This is a genomic window from Mesorhizobium sp. M0808, assembly GCF_040320025.1.
In the GTDB taxonomy this organism is placed as follows: domain Bacteria; phylum Pseudomonadota; class Alphaproteobacteria; order Rhizobiales; family Rhizobiaceae; genus Mesorhizobium.
In genome coordinates, this window is sequence record NZ_JAMYOX010000047.1 from 23418 (window position 1) to 38955 (window position 15538).

The following is a 15538-nucleotide window of genomic DNA, read 5'->3' on the forward strand; positions in this document are numbered from 1 at the left end:
ATGGCCATGACTTGGGAAGATGCCGTCCGCTGGTGCATGAGCGAGCCTTCGATGAAGGATCTCGCCCGCGCCGCCTATTTCGATGATCCGGTCGCCGCGGCGCAGCGTTACCACGAAAGTGCGGAGTTTCAGGCGGTTCGCGGCATGATCCCGCGCAAGGCCGGCCGTGCTCTCGATCTCGGCGCCGGCAACGGCATCCTCTCCTATGCCCTGGCGCGCGAGGGCTGGTCGGTTACCGCTGTCGAGCCCGATGCCAGTGCACTTGTCGGTGCTGCTGCAATCCGGACGCTTGCTGAGAAGACAGGCACGAACATCGATGTGATCGAGGCATTCGGCGAAGCTATTCCGTTGTCCGCCGCCGGCTATGATCTGGTCGTTGCCAGGCAAGTGCTTCATCATGCGCATGACCTGCCGGCATTCTGCCGCGAAGTTGTGCGGCTCGCCCGCAATGGCGCGACGTTCCTGTCGTTGCGCGACCATGTGATTTCCGGACCGAAACAACTGGAACCGTTTCTGCGCGCTCATCCGTTGCATCATCTCTATGGCGGGGAGAATGCCTTCACGCTGGCAGACTACCGCGCTGCTCTCGAAGGGGCAGGGCTGACGATCGATCGTGAAATGAACTCTTTCCAATCGGTTGTGAATTATGATCCGATGACAGCATCCGAAATTCGCGAGAGGCTCGCTGCGGCCTTCGGTCCCCTGTCGGGGCTCGCGCGCCTGACTTTGTCCCCGCTACCCTTCGGTGCCGTTGCCGGAGCTGCGGCACTGCTTGACCGTCGGCCCGGGCGGCTGGTGTCTTTCCTTTGCCATAAGCAAGGGAATGGCTGATTTGGTGGCGCAATTGAACGAGGCGAAGCCCGTCTGGGTGACTGGAGCCGGTGGCTTCATCGGCCTGCACCTATCGCGATTTCTTGCCCAGCAGGGCCACGTTGTCCTTGGCTTCGGCCGAAGCGAAGCGCCTGGGTTCGCCATCGCAACTGGCGGCGCTTTTTTTTCCGGCGGCGTGACCGCGGAAACAATGGGCGCTGCTCTGGCCGCATATGGTCGCCCGGCAGCCGTATATCACCTGGCAGGCGGCTCTACGGTAGGCCGGTCGATTGCCGAGCCGCTGAAGGACTTTGAACAAAGCGTCGGTTCCACGGCTTGTGTCCTCGATTTCCTGCGTCGTCACGCACCGGATGCCTCCGTCGTTCTGGCATCCTCCGCTGCCGTTTATGGCGGCGGCCATTTCGGCCCGATCGGGGTCGACGCCGCGCTCGATCCCTATTCCCCTTATGGCTATCACAAGCGAATGGTGGAGGAACTCGGCCGGTCATACTGCGCGGCATACGGGCAGCCGGTCTCGGTGGCACGGCTTTTCTCTGTCTACGGCGAGGGGCTGCGCAAGCAACTTCTCTGGGACCTCTGCGGCAGGCTCGCGGCAGGCGAAACCGACATTGTGCTTGGTGGCACCGGAGCGGAAATGCGGGATTGGCACCATGTCTCGGATGTCGTGCGATTGATCCATCGCGTCTTGCCCGCCAATGCAGCAAGCTTCGCGGTCTATAATGGCGGTGCCGGCGCCGCCGCGTCTGTCAGCACGATTGCCGGGATGGTCTTGGAAGCCTGGGGCGGGAAGCATCGCCTCGCGTTTTCGGGAGAATCCCGGCCGGGCGACCCTGTCAATCTGATCTCCGATCCCTCCGGCGTCCCGGAGGGACTTCGGTTGCAGATGCCGCTCGGCAAGGGCATTGCGGGATATGTCGATTGGTATCGCGCCGAGGTTCTCGGCGAGCCGGTCGGCGATTTGCGACGCTTCGCGCCTTGATCACCGTCGGCTTCACGCTTATCGGCCGTGGAACCTGGTCCGGCGGCGAATCCTATCTGCGCAACATGCTGAGCGTCATCGCCTCGGAGTTGGGCGGCAAGGTTCAGGCGAAGCTGTTTTTGACGCCCGAGCAGCATGCGAGCGTTGGCACGTCCTTTGATCACATGTTGGCCGCGCCTGCCATCGTCGACGACCGGGTCACGGGCGCCGGGCTTGGCAAGCGAGGGCTGATCGCACTCGCTGGCGGAAGCGATCGGGCTTTTGCGAATCTTGTCGCCGCGCACGGCATCGATCTTGTGTTTGAAGTCGCTCAGTGGTTCGGCAACCGATTTCCGCTACCGGTCATTTCCTGGATTCCGGATTTTCAGCACCGTCGCCTGCCGCATCTGTTTCCGCGTCGCGCCTGGTGGCGCAGAGATCTCGGGTTCCGTCTGCAGACGTCCGGCAACCGCACCATAATGCTGTCTAGCGAGGATGCGCTCGCCGATTGCGAAACATTCTACCCGGCCTCGCGCGGCAAGACCGCCGTCGTGCGCTTCGCCATCGATGTCGATCCAGGCGCCGTCATGGCGCGCACCGAAGCTGCACGCCTGGCGCATGATCTGCCCGAGCGCTTCTTTTTCCTGCCCAACCAGTTTTGGATCCACAAGAATCACAAAGTGGTCGTCGAGGCGTTGAGGCATATAGACCGGCTCGGAGCGTTGGACGCCTTGCCGCCAATAATTATGACGGGGCGCACCACGGATCCACGCGATCCGACCTTGTTCAAGCATCTGATGGGCCTTGCGCAAGCACATCGGCTCGAAGGCCATTTTCGACACCTCGGATTGATCCCCTATGAGGATGTCGTTGCTCTGATCGGTGCGACAGACTGTCTTTTGAATCCTTCCCACTTCGAGGGATGGTCGACCACCGTTGAAGAGGCGAAATCGCTGGGTGCGCCCATGTTGCTGTCCGACATCCGGCTGCATCGCGAGCAGGCTCCGGACGCGCTCTTCTTCCCGCCTGACGATGCGGAAGCCCTGGCGCAGCGTCTGCTCGAAATCGGGCAGCGCCCACGCTTTGTCCGCGACAGCATCGCCGTGCTGCAAGGCCGGCAACAGCTCCGCCGACGGGGTTACGCGGCAGCACTCCTTGCCTTATTTGAAAAGACCAAAACCGCCGCGCGTTGATCGTTCAATCGGGAGTGGGAATTGTCGGTCGGGAAGGTAGCCGCACTTGCATTCATAGCGCTGGCGTTTGCGGGCGGCTTTCTTTTCATCGTCATCAACAAGGGAACAAATATTCGCGCACCGGCGCCGAAGCCGGTGGAAGTCCTCACATCGTTCGATGGCAAGCTTGACGTCCAATCAATCGACGATCTGCGGGTCGCCGGCCGCAAGATCGTGCTGTGCGGCGTCGCATTTGCCAAGCCCCAGTCAATGCGGGTCATGGTCACCGAGGCCATGCGCCGGGACTATCAAGGACTCGCATTGACATGCAAACCCGTAGGCTTGGGGACACCGTGCGACGGCAATGTCGCGCCAAAATTTCGTGACGCCGTCGTCGTGCAGTGTCTCACCTTGGGCGGAACGGATCTGGCTGCGAAGCTCGTCGAGGCAGGCATTCTGTGCGGGCAGCCCGCGCAGGCGGGCTCGACCTATAAACCTTGCGCGCCGGGCTCGTAGCTCCTGCGGACCCGTGGCGTAGCCGTCGAAACGAAGGTGACGCCAGCGCCCCAAGAAACGCCGGATTGGCTCGCTGGCAAACGCGCTGTATTGCGGCCGACAGCAAAGATGATACATTTCGATCTTCTAATGGTGTGTTCAATCAACCACACCGAAACCAAAAATTATCTCGCATTTGCGAAATGGGTTGGAATTGGCGCAGAAAGCTGTTACGCGCTTTTGAGTACCTTAGCGGTTGGGTGGGCCTCAGGTAACGTGGGACAGAAGGATTGATGCGGATGAACCTAGTTTTGAAAAGTGCGTTGGCCGGAGTTGTTGTGTTGGCCGGCTTCGCCCCGGTGTCGTCTTTCGCGCAGGATGGGTCGTGCACCTGTGCAACCGCCTATAACGGCGTAAATCCGATTGGATCGCTCGGCAGCGTCAATGGCGACGTGATGATCTCGCAGGTGGCTGGCTACGGCCCGGCGCAAGCGGGCGGCGCGCTTGATTTCGGCAGCCGTGTCGTGGTTGGCTCCAAGGGCTCGGCTTCGGTTCAGGTTGGTGGCTGCAATGTGAGCGTCCCGGCGAATTCGACGCTCGATATCTCGCGTGTCGAGAATAAGATCTGCCTCAATGTCTTGGGTTCTGAGAAGACCGCCCAGACGGGCAATACCAACAGCACCAACTACACGCCGGCCCTTATTTTTGGCGGCATGGCTCTTGGGGCTGGTGTTCTGGCTGCAACGGCGGACAAAGATCACGGCCACGCCGTTAGCGACTAAGTTGACCGCGTAGTAAATAAGGCAACGGCAGCAGAGGCGTATGGCGCTTCTGCTGTGTGTCTGTTGTTGGCGGTGGAGCGCACTTGGCGTGTATGCTGGTGTCGCGTCGGTCGGGTCGCCTAAGCCAAGGCGGCATGCGGATGTCTGAGGCTGGCGAACATGCCGGGATGAGGGGCGAAGTGCCGGTCTATCCAGGCAAGATGGTCGAATCGCAATCTGTTGCTGCTGCGTGTTGGTGCAAGTTTCGGATACGGCAAACGCGACGATCAAGGTCAATCCTGCGGAAGGGCGGCATGTGTGTAGCGCTCGAAACATCAGGCGCAGCTTTTGCCGCCGGTGCGGCGCTGATCATCGGCCTGCATGATGACGACGACTCTGTCCGCCAGTAGCCGGGACCTAGCATCCATCGTATCGCATGAACTTGACAAATGCGTCATTCGCTGTCTTGCGGATGACGCATTTATACTTTTTGGGGATGACGTCGCCACGTTGCTTCGCTGCAGTCACAAACGCCCATGATCGATCTACATTCCCATATCTTGCCCGGCCTCGACGACGGCTCGCCCAGTCTTGCCGAATCACTGGAAATGGCTCGACTGGCGGTGGCCGACGGAACGACCCATATGGCGTGCACGCCACACGTGACGCCCGGCGTATACGAAAACGGAACATCGAACATCGTTCGGGCGGTTCAAGAGTTGCACCAGGCATTGCGCGGCGCCGCAATACCACTTGCTCTCTACGTCGGTGCAGACGTTCACATAGCGCCGGATCTTCCGGACCAATTGGCGGCGGGCAGCGTGCCAACCTTAAACAGGTCGCGCTATTTTCTGTTCGAACCGCCGCATCATGTTCTACCTCCACGAATGGAGGATCTTGCTCTACGCCTGATAAATGCCGGCTTTATCCCGATTCTTACTCATCCGGAGCGTTTGACCTGGATCAAAACGAATTACGACGTTATCGAGAGGTTGAATGCGGTCGGCTGCCTCATTCAGCTTACCGCGGACTCGATTGTTGGTGCTTTTGGACGCACGGCGCTTTATTATTCGGAAAAGCTGATTGACGAGGGCAGGGTGGATATCATCGCATCGGATACTCATAGCGCAACGCGCCGCCGTCCTGGGCTTTCCAAGGCGGTTGCTGCTGCTGCCAAGCGATGTGGGGAAGACGAGGCCCGCAACATGGTGTTGAAGCGTCCAGGCGAAATATTGGCGAACCGGCCCATTGAGCCGATCGGAAAAGCACGTCCGAAAAACCCAACCGCCGGTAACGCCGGCCGTTTTGGAGGATTGGGCCGCCTATTCAAGGGCGGGACCGCGTGATGGGCATTTTTCATTTGGCAAAAAGCCACATAGGCATGGCACTCGTCTTGCTAGCTTCGCTTGCAACGTCGGCATGCACGAGCACCTCGTCGACGACACCTACTTCCTCGAGTGCGGTGGATGCGCTGCAATTGACGTCGTCATCGACGCCACTTTCAGGCGGCGGCGCGCTGAAAGTGGTGAAGGACCTGCCTCCGCCGCAAAACACCCAGAACGGCAACGAGCAGCCTTTGTCTCCGAACGATGTGCTCGAAGTGAATGTATTCCAGGTCGACAATTTGAGCCGAACAGTTCAAGTCGACTCCAGCGGCCAGATATCGCTTCCGCTTATCGGAACCATTACCGCGGCAGGCAAAACCGTTCGTCAGCTGGAGCAAGAGATCGAGACGGCCTACGGCGCCAACTACCTGCAGTCACCCGATGTGACGATCTTCGTAAAGGAGTCGATTGGGCAGCGCATAACCGTCGATGGCGAAGTCAACAGGGCCGGTATCTTTCCGGTAACGAGTAATTCCTCGCTTCTGGACGCGATCGCTCTGGCAGGAAATTTCAGCCCGGTTGGGGACGCAAGCAAGGTCTTCGTCTATCGCAATATCGGCCAGAATACCTTGGTCGCAAATTACAACGTGGAGGAAATTCGTGCCGGCAAGGTCCGTAACCCGCGGATCTACGGTGGGGACAAGGTCGTCGTCTTTGCCTCAAAATCGAAGATTGCCGTGAACAATCTCAAGGACGCGCTAGGCATAGCCTCCAGTGCCGCGCGAATTGCCGTCATCCCTGGGATATAGTTCGTAGCCGGTCAGTCGAATAGGATCACTTCGCACCATGCTCGATCGCAACAGGCAGCATCAAATTGCAGGTCCAGGACATGGCCAAGCCTTGTCCGCCGACCTCTATTATGACGGCGGGCAAAACTACAGCCCTTACGGTCGCGATTATTCGGAGCAGGAACAGGGCTTCAATCCGCTCAAGCTGCTCTTCTACGTCGTCCAGTATCGGTGGCTGTTCGTCATTATGGCGGCAGCCGGGCTTGTCGCCGGTGTCATCATCACGATGATGCAGACGCCGAAATACCAGGCAACGACGCAATTGGAAGTGCTGGTCCCTTCGGCCAAGGTCTTCCAGGACATCGAGGTAGTTTCTGAAAATGCCGACGTGCGGGCTTTCCTGACCGCACGTGAAAAACTCAAAAGCCGCGCATTGGCGCAGCGTGTTGTGTTTCAACTGGGTCTCAGCGAAAAGCCGGATTTCCTTTTTCCCACGCCAGCCTTTTCCCTCAGCAATATTTTCTATCGCGCGTTCGGTATCTCCAAATCGCCTTCCTTTGAGGAGAAGACCCCAGAGGAGCGCGAGGAAATTGCTATCAAGCGTGTTTTGGACGACCTCACGGTCAACCTGGTCACCAACACGAGCCTGCTATCGATCACCTTCGTCGATCAGAAGCCGAAATATGCAAGCGATATCGCCAACCAGGTCGCGCAAAGCTTTATTGACCAACGCCTCGACCAGACCAGCGAAACATCCGACCTTGCACGACAGTTCATCCAGGAACAGGTTCTGCAGGTGAAGCAGAAGCTCCAGAAATCGGAAGAGGATCTGGTCGCTTACGCGAAGGATGCCGGCATCACGATAACCGGCGACGACAAGTCGCTGATAGGATCGAACATCGAGGCGCTGAATACCGCCCTTGCGACAGCGATCCAGGACCGTCTCGACGCAGGACGTGTTGTGGACCAGATAGATAAAGGTCGCGGTTCGAGCTTGGCCCCAGTTTTGGAAAGCGAAGGTCTGCAGAAGCTCAATGAAAAACTGGCGGATTTGACCAGCCAGTACCAGCAGAAGCTGGGCATTCTCAAGCCCGGTTTTCCCGAAATGCAGCAGCTTCAGTCCCAGATCAAGGAGTTGCAGCGGCTCTATAACAACGGCGTGCTTGCTATAACGGATTCACTGCGGCTGAAATATCAGGAGGCGCAGAACAAGGAGGCCGATCTCAAGTCCAAACTTGCTGAGATGGAAAAGCAGCAGGTCATCTTCAACGACAAGAACATCAAATACACAATTCTCAAGCGCGAGGTCGATTCGAACCGGTCGCAATATGACAACCTTATCGCCAAACTGAACGAAGTTGGTGTCAGCTCCGAGCTCAAGACGCAAAGTGCCGCAATCGTCGATTTCGCGTCATTGCCGGATCGGCCATATTCCCCGCGCTTGAGCATCAATCTTGCAATCGCGCTGGCCCTTTTCATGGCTCTGAGCGCGTCTGTCATTTATGTCATTGAACTGCTGAACAACACCTTCACCAATCCCGAACAGGTTGAAAAGGAGCTCGGCTTGGCAATGCTCGGCATCTTGCCGCTCGTTGATGACCGGGAACTCATGGCCAGTATTGCCGATCAGAAGTCCGGCCTGTCGGAAGCCTATCGTTCGCTTCGAACATCGCTACAGTTTTCCGGTGCGGAAGGCGCCCCACGATCGCTGGTCGTCACGAGTTCGGAGCCTTCGGAAGGCAAGTCGACCACATCGTTTAAACTCGGACAAGATTTTGCAGCACTCGGCGCAAGGGTTCTCATTGTCGACGGCGATCTCCGTAAACCAAATCTTCATCGCCTGTTTGGTCTCGACAATACGATCGGGCTAAGCAATCTGCTGACAAATACCGTGCGCAAGGAGGATCTGGCGAGCATCTTCAGGGCGACGAAATATCCCAACGTGACCGTTCTAACTTCGGGAACAATCCCTCCAAATCCTGCGGATCTGCTCTCCTCACCGAAGATGGCTCTGATAGTAACCAATCTCGGCAAGCGCTTCGATCTTGTTATCATCGACGCGCCGCCGATCGTCGGCCTTTCGGACGCTCCTATTCTCAGCCGGCTTGCCGAAGGCACATTGATGGTCATCTCGACAAATCAGGTGACACGCAAGTCGGCCAAGACCGCGTTGAAGCGCCTGCGAGCTGCTGGCGCAAACGTGGTGGGAGCCGCGATGTCAAAGTTTGCGGTGAACAAATTCGACTACAACTACGCCTACAAATACATGAACTATCAGTACTACAACTACGGGACGGACACGAATACTCCCAAGATTGAGGGCAAAGTCGATGATGGAGCAAGCCAGCCCGCTTATGCAAAATCTCCGACATTCAGTCGTTTGGTTCGTCGCATCCGTTCTAGTGTTGGTGGCTTCCTCGATCGGGCTAAGTCGATTTCTTGAAACAGAAACACCGGCTGTTTCTCTTGTGCTGGACCCGCTCAACACCGACGCATTGACAGCTGAAATCAGCAGTGACCTGAACGATACGAATAATGCTACCGATCTTGATGCCTTGCTTGCCAAGGCCAAGCGCGCGCTCACCTTCGATTTGGCCGATGCACGTCTCTATAGCCTGATTGGTGAGATCAAATACCGGCAAGGCGAAAAAGACGAGGCCTACCAGCTCTTCGATCAAGCCCGAAAATTGTCCAAGACAGAGATCCATGCGCTACAGAGGTCAATTGGCCGCAACATCGAAGCAGGTGATTTGCCCAAGGCCGTTGGCGAGATCGACATCTTGCTGCGCCGCTGGCCGGACCAATTTCCGGCGATCGCCGAGGGCATGCCGCCAATTCTCTCGAATCCCGATGGCTATCAAGCCGTGCTGACGGCCATCAGGGCGCAGGCGCCCTGGAGAGCCAGTCTGATCTACGCTCTTATCAAAACTCCTGAGCAGATCAATTTCGCAAATCGGCTGCTGCTCGATTTGACCGGATCAAGCGCACCACCGAATTCGAGTGAACTCACAGCTGCGATCAGCGGCTATATTCGTCAGAAGCAATATGAACCAGCCTATCGGCTGTTTCTTTTCACCCTGTCTGAGCAAGAGCGAAAATTAGGCGGATACATTTTTAACAGCACGTTCGAGCCGGTCCCCAGCGGCAAGCCCTTCGATTGGCAGGTTCCCGGTCAATCGGGCTTGGAAGTGACATTTGCAGCATCCCAGGATGCTGTGGAGGGTGAGGGTGGGGCAACGGTCCGGTTCTTGAATACCCCGGTCAAGAACACTGCCCTTCAGCAATATGTTCAATTGCCTCCAGGCTCGTATAAGATTTCCCTCGTTGCCTCTGCGCGAAACCTGAAGCTTCCAAAGGAATTGTTCTGGTCGATCAAATGCTTGGGGCCGGCCGGCGAAATAGCGAGGTTCAACATCCCCGAGGGTACATATAACCGACAAAAGCTGAGCCAGGACTTCTCGGTCGTACCGACTGGCTGCCCCATGCAACTATTGACGCTGCAGACCGCCGCCATTGCCGAGAGCTGGCGATTTCGATATGTCGGCACCTTGATAATGCACAAATTGAGCGTTGAGAGACTTCCATCTTGAACGACCGTCCGTCGGAATGGGATAAATATCTCCTCGGCACGGTCTTGTTTGTATCGCTGCTGATCGGTGGTGGTACTGCGAGCGGCCTTTACACAGACACTCTGATCGAGGTCGCGGCGATAGTTTCGGCCGCGGCCGTCTTTTCGCAAACCCCCGGCCACAGAATCGCCCGGCCTGTTCTGTGGCTGCTGGTCTTCGCTATGGCGTTGATCGTTTTGCAAATCGTCCCATTGCCGTCAGCCATATTCAACGGGTTGCGGCCGGAACTGTTGCTCGGAGATCCCTGGGTTGGAGAAAGCCGATTTCGTTTCATCAGCGTAGGGGTCGGCCGGACGGTCGAATGCCTGCTTTATCTTCTGGCCGCCGCAGCGTTTTTTTTGGCCGTATTGCGTTTGCGTGCCGAGCAGGTCAGCGCGCTCCTTCCGTTTTTCTTCATGGGTGTTATCTGCAATGGTTTGGCGGGAGCGATTCAATATTCGCTCTCCGACGACGTCGCTATTGTCGGGCTGTTGCCTTTTACGATCAATGCCGGCCTTTTTGCCAACGTAAATCATTTTTCGGCGTTGCTTTTTGTGTCTATTCCCTTCGTCGTCTATTATGGTCTGTTCCGCGGGCATCTCTTGTCCGGATCCTTCGGCTTGATCGCGCTTTTGCTGCTTCTTTTGGCCGCCGGTTCTCGCGCCGGTGTTCTGATCGGGTTGGCGATCACCGTATTGTCTGTAGTCTTTCTCTCAGCTCGTTCGAGGGCGAGTGGGTTCGGCGTTCTCCTGATCTTTATCGCACTTTCGATCTACACGATAAGCGCCTGGACCAAATTGGATGCACAGGCGCTTGATCCGGCGTTCGGGCGAGGAGAATTTGCGCGCACCACAATCGAGGGCATCAAAGACAATTGGGCGATAGGTATTGGATTCGGGAATTTCCAGAAGGCCTATCAAATATACGAAAGAGCAGGCATGATTTTCAGGGAGTATGTGAATCATGCTCACAATGAATACCTTGAAATTACCTTCGAGGGGGGAATTCCTGCTATCCTGCTTATGGTAGGCTATTTCGTATTGCTTTTGATTGCATTGGTTAGAATTCGCCGTGACCCACTGCAGAAAGCGGCATTCCTCTCGGTATCTTTTCTTCTCATTCACTCGCTGGTTGACTACCCATTGCGAACCGGGGCGCTGGCGATGACCTTTGCCTATATGAACGCCGTCATCTTCCACAAAGGATTTGCCGAACGCTTGAGCCGCAAGAGCGAGATGATCGAGATCGATCACAATGGTGACAAGCTGTTTGTTCCCATCGGAACTTCGTCCTAGCGACCTCGTCGCCACGGCTGGCGTCGCCAGAACATGGCGGACCGCTGTGAGGCGAGCCGGCTCCTGGCTCTCGAGTTCCGAGGCTCAGGCAACATTTTCCTGCCCCTACCAAGTGCAATCGCTCGCTGAGCAGAAATTTCCCGATTTTGCTGGCCGTACGGAAAATTCATTCCCGAACCATTCGGCCGCAAGCCTGTCTTGTATTGTTCTGAACCGGAACGATCTGCTAGAACGCCCGCACGAGAATAGATTGTCCGGAAGTGCAGTTTGAATCGGGCGGCTGAAGGTCGCCTCCGATGCAGGCCCTTCCGTGGATCGGTACGAAAGAACGCTCGCAGTCCATGAACATCGCACTTACGCACCTTCAGCGGCTTGAGGCCGAATCCATCCATATTTTTCGCGAGGTGGCCGCGGCATTTGCCAAGCCGGTCATGCTCTATTCGGTCGGCAAGGATTCGTCCGTGCTCATGCACCTCGCGATGAAGGCATTCTATCCGGCCAAGCCGCCCTTTCCCTTTCTCCATGTCGACACGACCTGGAAATTTCGCGAAATGATCGCCTTTCGCGACCAGATGCAGCAAAAGCTCGGCTTCGATCTCCTGGTCCATGTCAACGAAGACGGCGTGCGCGACAACATCAATCCGTTCGACCACGGCTCCAACACCCATACGCATGTGATGAAGACGGTGGCGCTGCGGCAGGCGCTCGACAAATACGGGTTTGACGCTGCCTTCGGCGGCGCGCGACGCGATGAAGAGAAGTCGCGGGCCAAGGAGCGGATCTTTTCGTTCCGCAACGCTCAGCACGTCTGGGATCCGAAGAACCAGCGGCCGGAGATGTGGAAGATTTTCAACACCCGCATCGCCGCCGGCGAATCGATCAGGGTCTTTCCGCTGTCGAACTGGACTGAGCTCGACATCTGGCAGTACATTCTCCAGGAAGACATCCCGATCGTGCCGCTGTATTTGGCCAAGGAGCGGCCGGTCGTCGAGCGCGACGGCATGCTCATCCTGAGGGATGACGAACGCATGCAATTGCAGCCCGGCGAGACGGTGCAGAACCGGATGGTGCGGTTCCGCACGCTCGGCTGCTATCCACTGACCGGCGCGATCGACTCGGAAGCCGACACTCTGGAGGCGATAGTCGGCGAAATGCTCACGGCGCGCACTTCCGAGCGGCAAGGTCGCCTGATCGACCGCGACGAAGCCGGCTCAATGGAAAAGAAGAAGCGCGAGGGGTATTTCTGAGTATGCGCCACATCATGGCCAAGAGCCTCGCCCCGACCGACGGCGTCCGCGACTATCTGGCGGCGCAGGAACGAAAGTCGCTGCTGCGCTTCCTGACCTGCGGCTCGGTCGACGACGGCAAGTCGACGCTGATCGGGCGCCTGCTTTCCGACACCAAGCAGATTTTCGAGGACCAACTGGCCACGCTCGAGCGCGATTCGCGCAAGCACGGCACCACCGGCGACGACGTCGACTTCGCGCTGCTGGTCGACGGCCTCGAGGCCGAGCGCGAGCAAGGCATTACCATCGACGTCGCGTATCGCTTCTTCGCCACGCCAAAGCGCAAGTTCATCGTCGCCGACACGCCCGGCCACGAACAATACACGCGTAACATGGCGACTGGTGCATCGACCGCGGATCTCGCCATCGTGCTGATCGACGCCCGCCAGGGGGTGCTGCGTCAGACCAGGCGGCATTCGATCATCGCCTCGCTGCTTGGCATCCGCCACATCGTGCTCGCCGTCAACAAGATCGATCTTGTCGGCTTCGACGAGGCGGTGTTTAAACGGATCGTCGCGGATTACGGGGGATTCTCACGTGAGCTCGGCTTCCAGACGATCGTGCCCATTCCGATGTCGGCCCGTTATGGCGACAACGTTACCGGCCGTTCCGACAGGACAGACTGGTTTTCCGGCCCGACGCTGATTGAACATCTCGAAACCGTGTCGGTCGACGAGGCCGCGGTCGAATTGCCGTTCCGGTTTCCTGTCCAATATGTGAACCGTCCCAATCTCGATTTCCGCGGCTTCGCCGGCACCATAGCGACCGGATCGGTTGCGCCGGGCGACGAGGTGGTCGTCGCGAAATCCGGCAAGTCCTCCCGTGTCAGGCGCATCGTTTCGCATGGCGGCGATCTTCAGCAGGCTATCGCCGGCCAGGCCATCACCCTTGTCCTCGACGACGAGGTCGAGGTCTCGCGCGGCAATATGCTGGTATCGCCGGCGGCGCGGCCGCAGGTCGCCGACCAGTTCGCCGCCAACATCGTCTGGTTCGACGAACACGCTCTGCTGCCCGGCCGCTCCTACATCCTGCGCACCGAGACCGACCAGACCAGCGCCACCGTCACCGACCTGAAATACCGGGTCAACGTCAACGACTTTGCCCATGAGGCGGCCAAGTCGCTTGAAATGAACGAAGTCGGCATCTGCAACATCTCGACGCGGTCGCCGATCGCCTTCGATCCGTTTGCCGAAAACCGCACCACCGGCGCCTTTATCCTGATCGACCGCATCACCAATGCCACGGTCGGCGCCGGCATGATCCTGCATTCGCTGCGCCGCGCCGAAAACATCCACTGGCAGTCGCTCGATGTCGGCAAGCGCGCCCGCGCCGACATGAAGAACCAGCGGCCGGCGGTGTTCTGGTTCACCGGGCTTTCGGGCTCGGGCAAGTCGACCATCGCCAATCTGTTTGAAAAGAAACTGTTCGCCACCGGCCGTCATACCTACATTCTGGATGGCGACAACGTCCGTCACGGACTCAACCGCGATCTCGGCTTCACCGACGCCGATCGTGTCGAGAACATTCGCCGCGTTGCCGAAGTCGCGCGCCTGATGGCCGACGCCGGGCTGATCGTCATCGTGTCGTTCATTTCGCCGTTCAGCGCCGAGCGGCGCATGGCGCGCGAATTGATGGCTGATGGCGAATTCGTCGAGGTGTTTGTCGACACCCCCTTCGAGGAATGCGCCAGGCGCGATCCGAAGGGTCTCTATGCGCGGGCGTTGAATGGCGAGATCAAGAATTTCACCGGCGTCGATTCACCGTATGAGGTGCCGGAAAAGCCCGAAATCCATCTCAAGACCCTCGGCAGATCGGCCGAGGAGATGGTGGACGCCCTGGAACACTGGCTGAACGAGCGGGACATTGCCGAAGACCAATATGATAGCGGCGGCGGTATCTGACGACGAAGCGATGCTCGCCGTCTTCGAGCACCTTGCCTTGGCGGCAGGGCGCGAGGTGATGCGTGTCTTTCGTGTCGGCTGTGCGGTCGACAGCAAATCGGACAATTCGCCAGTGACGGAGGCGGATCGCGAGAGCGAAAAGATCATCCTTGCCGGGCTACGCGCCGCATTTCCAGAGATTCCATGCGTGGCAGAGGAGGAAGCCTCTGCCGGCATCATGGCGCCGGATCTCGGCGACGCCTTTTTCCTGATCGATCCGCTCGACGGCACCAAGGAGTTCGTCAAACGGCAGACCGATTTCACTGTCAATATCGCGCTGGTTCGCCATGGCGTGCCTGAGATCGGCGTCGTCTTCGCGCCTTGCACCGGCCGCTTCTTTTCCGGCCGGCCGGGCCAAGCGGAAACGATCGAGATCAATGACGACTACGAGATCGTCGATCGCCAGCCGATTTCGGCAAGGGCCGGTATGGTGCCGCTGACCGTCGTTGCCAGCCGCTCCCACAACACGCCGGAAACCGACGCCTATATCCGCGCGCTTGGCGCTGCCGAGATCGTCTCGGTCGGCTCGTCGCTGAAATTCTGTCTTGTCGCCGGCGCCGAGGCGGACGTCTATCCGCGCTTCGGCCGCACCATGGAGTGGGATACGGCCGCGGGTGACGCGGTGCTACGCGCCGCCGGCGGCATGACGCGCACGCTGGATGGTGAGCCGCTCGCCTACGGCAAGCGCAACCAGAGTGACGACGAGGATTTCGCCAACCCGCATTTTATCGCAAGCGGCAAGGCTGCTGGATTTGGCTAGACGGTGATTGCGCAGTTCCAGACCCGTACGAAAGTGCGGGTGTTGCAAGTGACTTGTGCAAGCGACCTCAGATACTGCTCGAGATCTGTAAACACAGCGGTACGATCCCCATCCAGCCGACATGTGGGTCGGCGTGGCCGATTCGCTTCGTGTCCGGTCGATGCTGCGGGGCCTTCACACGGTGTATCCAAATTGCTGCATACCGATACACTTGAACGTAAGCGCCAAGCCGACCCCATCTGGCGCGGCTTGAGGTGATGAGCGAGAGATAGTGACACTGAAGAAGCCGAGGAGCTTACAGTGTCAATTTCTATGTCTG

At 58.2% G+C, this 15538-nt stretch carries 13 protein-coding genes; all 13 read left to right on the forward strand.

Annotation, left to right across the window (positions count from 1 at the left end):
• The first annotated feature begins 6 nt into the window (after positions 1 to 6).
• On the forward strand, positions 7 to 831 hold the full coding sequence (locus NKI25_RS31460) for a class I SAM-dependent methyltransferase (protein ID WP_352843270.1): 825 nt from the start codon (positions 7 to 9) through the stop codon (positions 829 to 831).
• Positions 824 to 1810: an NAD-dependent epimerase/dehydratase family protein gene (locus tag NKI25_RS31465; RefSeq protein WP_352843271.1), complete on the forward strand. Its 987-nt coding sequence runs from the start codon at positions 824 to 826 to the stop codon at positions 1808 to 1810. The genes NKI25_RS31460 and NKI25_RS31465 overlap by 8 nt, the downstream gene beginning before the upstream one ends.
• A complete protein-coding gene (locus tag NKI25_RS31470; RefSeq protein ID WP_352843272.1) occupies positions 1807 to 2982 on the forward strand; it encodes a glycosyltransferase family 4 protein in 1176 nt (391 codons plus the stop codon). The genes NKI25_RS31465 and NKI25_RS31470 overlap by 4 nt, the downstream gene beginning before the upstream one ends.
• 21 nt (positions 2983 to 3003) lie before the next feature.
• Positions 3004 to 3477, forward strand: coding sequence for a hypothetical protein (locus NKI25_RS31475; protein WP_352843274.1), 474 nt, complete (start codon positions 3004 to 3006; stop codon positions 3475 to 3477).
• Between the two features lie 278 nt (positions 3478 to 3755).
• Positions 3756 to 4238 (forward strand): hypothetical protein, encoded by a 483-nt coding sequence (locus tag NKI25_RS31480; protein ID WP_352578540.1) that lies wholly within the window; start codon positions 3756 to 3758, stop codon positions 4236 to 4238.
• Positions 4239 to 4753: 515 nt separating this feature from the next.
• On the forward strand, positions 4754 to 5563 hold the full coding sequence (locus NKI25_RS31485) for a tyrosine-protein phosphatase (protein WP_352578541.1): 810 nt from the start codon (positions 4754 to 4756) through the stop codon (positions 5561 to 5563).
• The gene (locus NKI25_RS31490) at positions 5563 to 6351 is read left to right on the forward strand and encodes a polysaccharide biosynthesis/export family protein (protein ID WP_352843275.1); all 789 of its coding nucleotides are present in this window, start codon (positions 5563 to 5565) and stop codon (positions 6349 to 6351) included. Before NKI25_RS31485 ends, NKI25_RS31490 begins: the two co-directional genes overlap by 1 nt.
• A gap of 37 nt (positions 6352 to 6388) precedes the next feature.
• A complete protein-coding gene (locus NKI25_RS31495) occupies positions 6389 to 8773 on the forward strand; it encodes a GumC family protein (RefSeq protein ID WP_352846407.1) in 2385 nt (794 codons plus the stop codon).
• Complete coding sequence (locus NKI25_RS31500) at positions 8739 to 9920, forward strand: tetratricopeptide repeat protein (RefSeq protein WP_352578544.1); 1182 nt, start codon at positions 8739 to 8741, stop codon at positions 9918 to 9920. Before NKI25_RS31495 ends, NKI25_RS31500 begins: the two co-directional genes overlap by 35 nt.
• Positions 9917 to 11233, forward strand: coding sequence for an O-antigen ligase family protein (locus NKI25_RS31505; protein ID WP_352843278.1), 1317 nt, complete (start codon positions 9917 to 9919; stop codon positions 11231 to 11233). The genes NKI25_RS31500 and NKI25_RS31505 overlap by 4 nt, the downstream gene beginning before the upstream one ends.
• A gap of 341 nt (positions 11234 to 11574) precedes the next feature.
• Positions 11575 to 12480, forward strand: a complete 906-nt coding sequence (gene cysD, locus NKI25_RS31510) for a sulfate adenylyltransferase subunit CysD (protein WP_352843279.1) — start codon at positions 11575 to 11577, stop codon at positions 12478 to 12480.
• Between the two features lie 2 nt (positions 12481 to 12482).
• Complete coding sequence (gene cysN, locus NKI25_RS31515; protein ID WP_353000348.1) at positions 12483 to 14420, forward strand: sulfate adenylyltransferase subunit CysN; 1938 nt, start codon at positions 12483 to 12485, stop codon at positions 14418 to 14420.
• Between the two features lie 10 nt (positions 14421 to 14430).
• Entirely contained in the window at positions 14431 to 15219 is a 789-nt protein-coding gene (gene cysQ, locus NKI25_RS31520; protein ID WP_353000350.1) for a 3'(2'),5'-bisphosphate nucleotidase CysQ, read from the forward strand.
• Positions 15220 to 15538: the final 319 nt, after the last annotated feature.

What these genes read in the sequence shown, in the direction of transcription:
- NKI25_RS31460 (WP_352843270.1), top strand. Translation starts at nt 7, where the DNA reads ATGACTTGGGAAGATGCCGTCCGCTGGTGCATGAGCGAGCCTTCGATG.
- NKI25_RS31465 (WP_352843271.1), top strand. Translation starts at nt 824, where the DNA reads ATGGCTGATTTGGTGGCGCAATTGAACGAGGCGAAGCCCGTCTGGGTG.
- NKI25_RS31480 (WP_352578540.1), top strand. Translation starts at nt 3,756, where the DNA reads ATGAACCTAGTTTTGAAAAGTGCGTTGGCCGGAGTTGTTGTGTTGGCC.
- NKI25_RS31485 (WP_352578541.1), top strand. Translation starts at nt 4,754, where the DNA reads ATGATCGATCTACATTCCCATATCTTGCCCGGCCTCGACGACGGCTCG.
- NKI25_RS31490 (WP_352843275.1), top strand. Translation starts at nt 5,563, where the DNA reads ATGGGCATTTTTCATTTGGCAAAAAGCCACATAGGCATGGCACTCGTC.
- NKI25_RS31495 (WP_352846407.1), top strand. Translation starts at nt 6,389, where the DNA reads ATGCTCGATCGCAACAGGCAGCATCAAATTGCAGGTCCAGGACATGGC.
- cysD (WP_352843279.1), top strand. Translation starts at nt 11,575, where the DNA reads ATGAACATCGCACTTACGCACCTTCAGCGGCTTGAGGCCGAATCCATC.
- cysN (WP_353000348.1), top strand. Translation starts at nt 12,483, where the DNA reads ATGCGCCACATCATGGCCAAGAGCCTCGCCCCGACCGACGGCGTCCGC.
- cysQ (WP_353000350.1), top strand. Translation starts at nt 14,431, where the DNA reads ATGCTCGCCGTCTTCGAGCACCTTGCCTTGGCGGCAGGGCGCGAGGTG.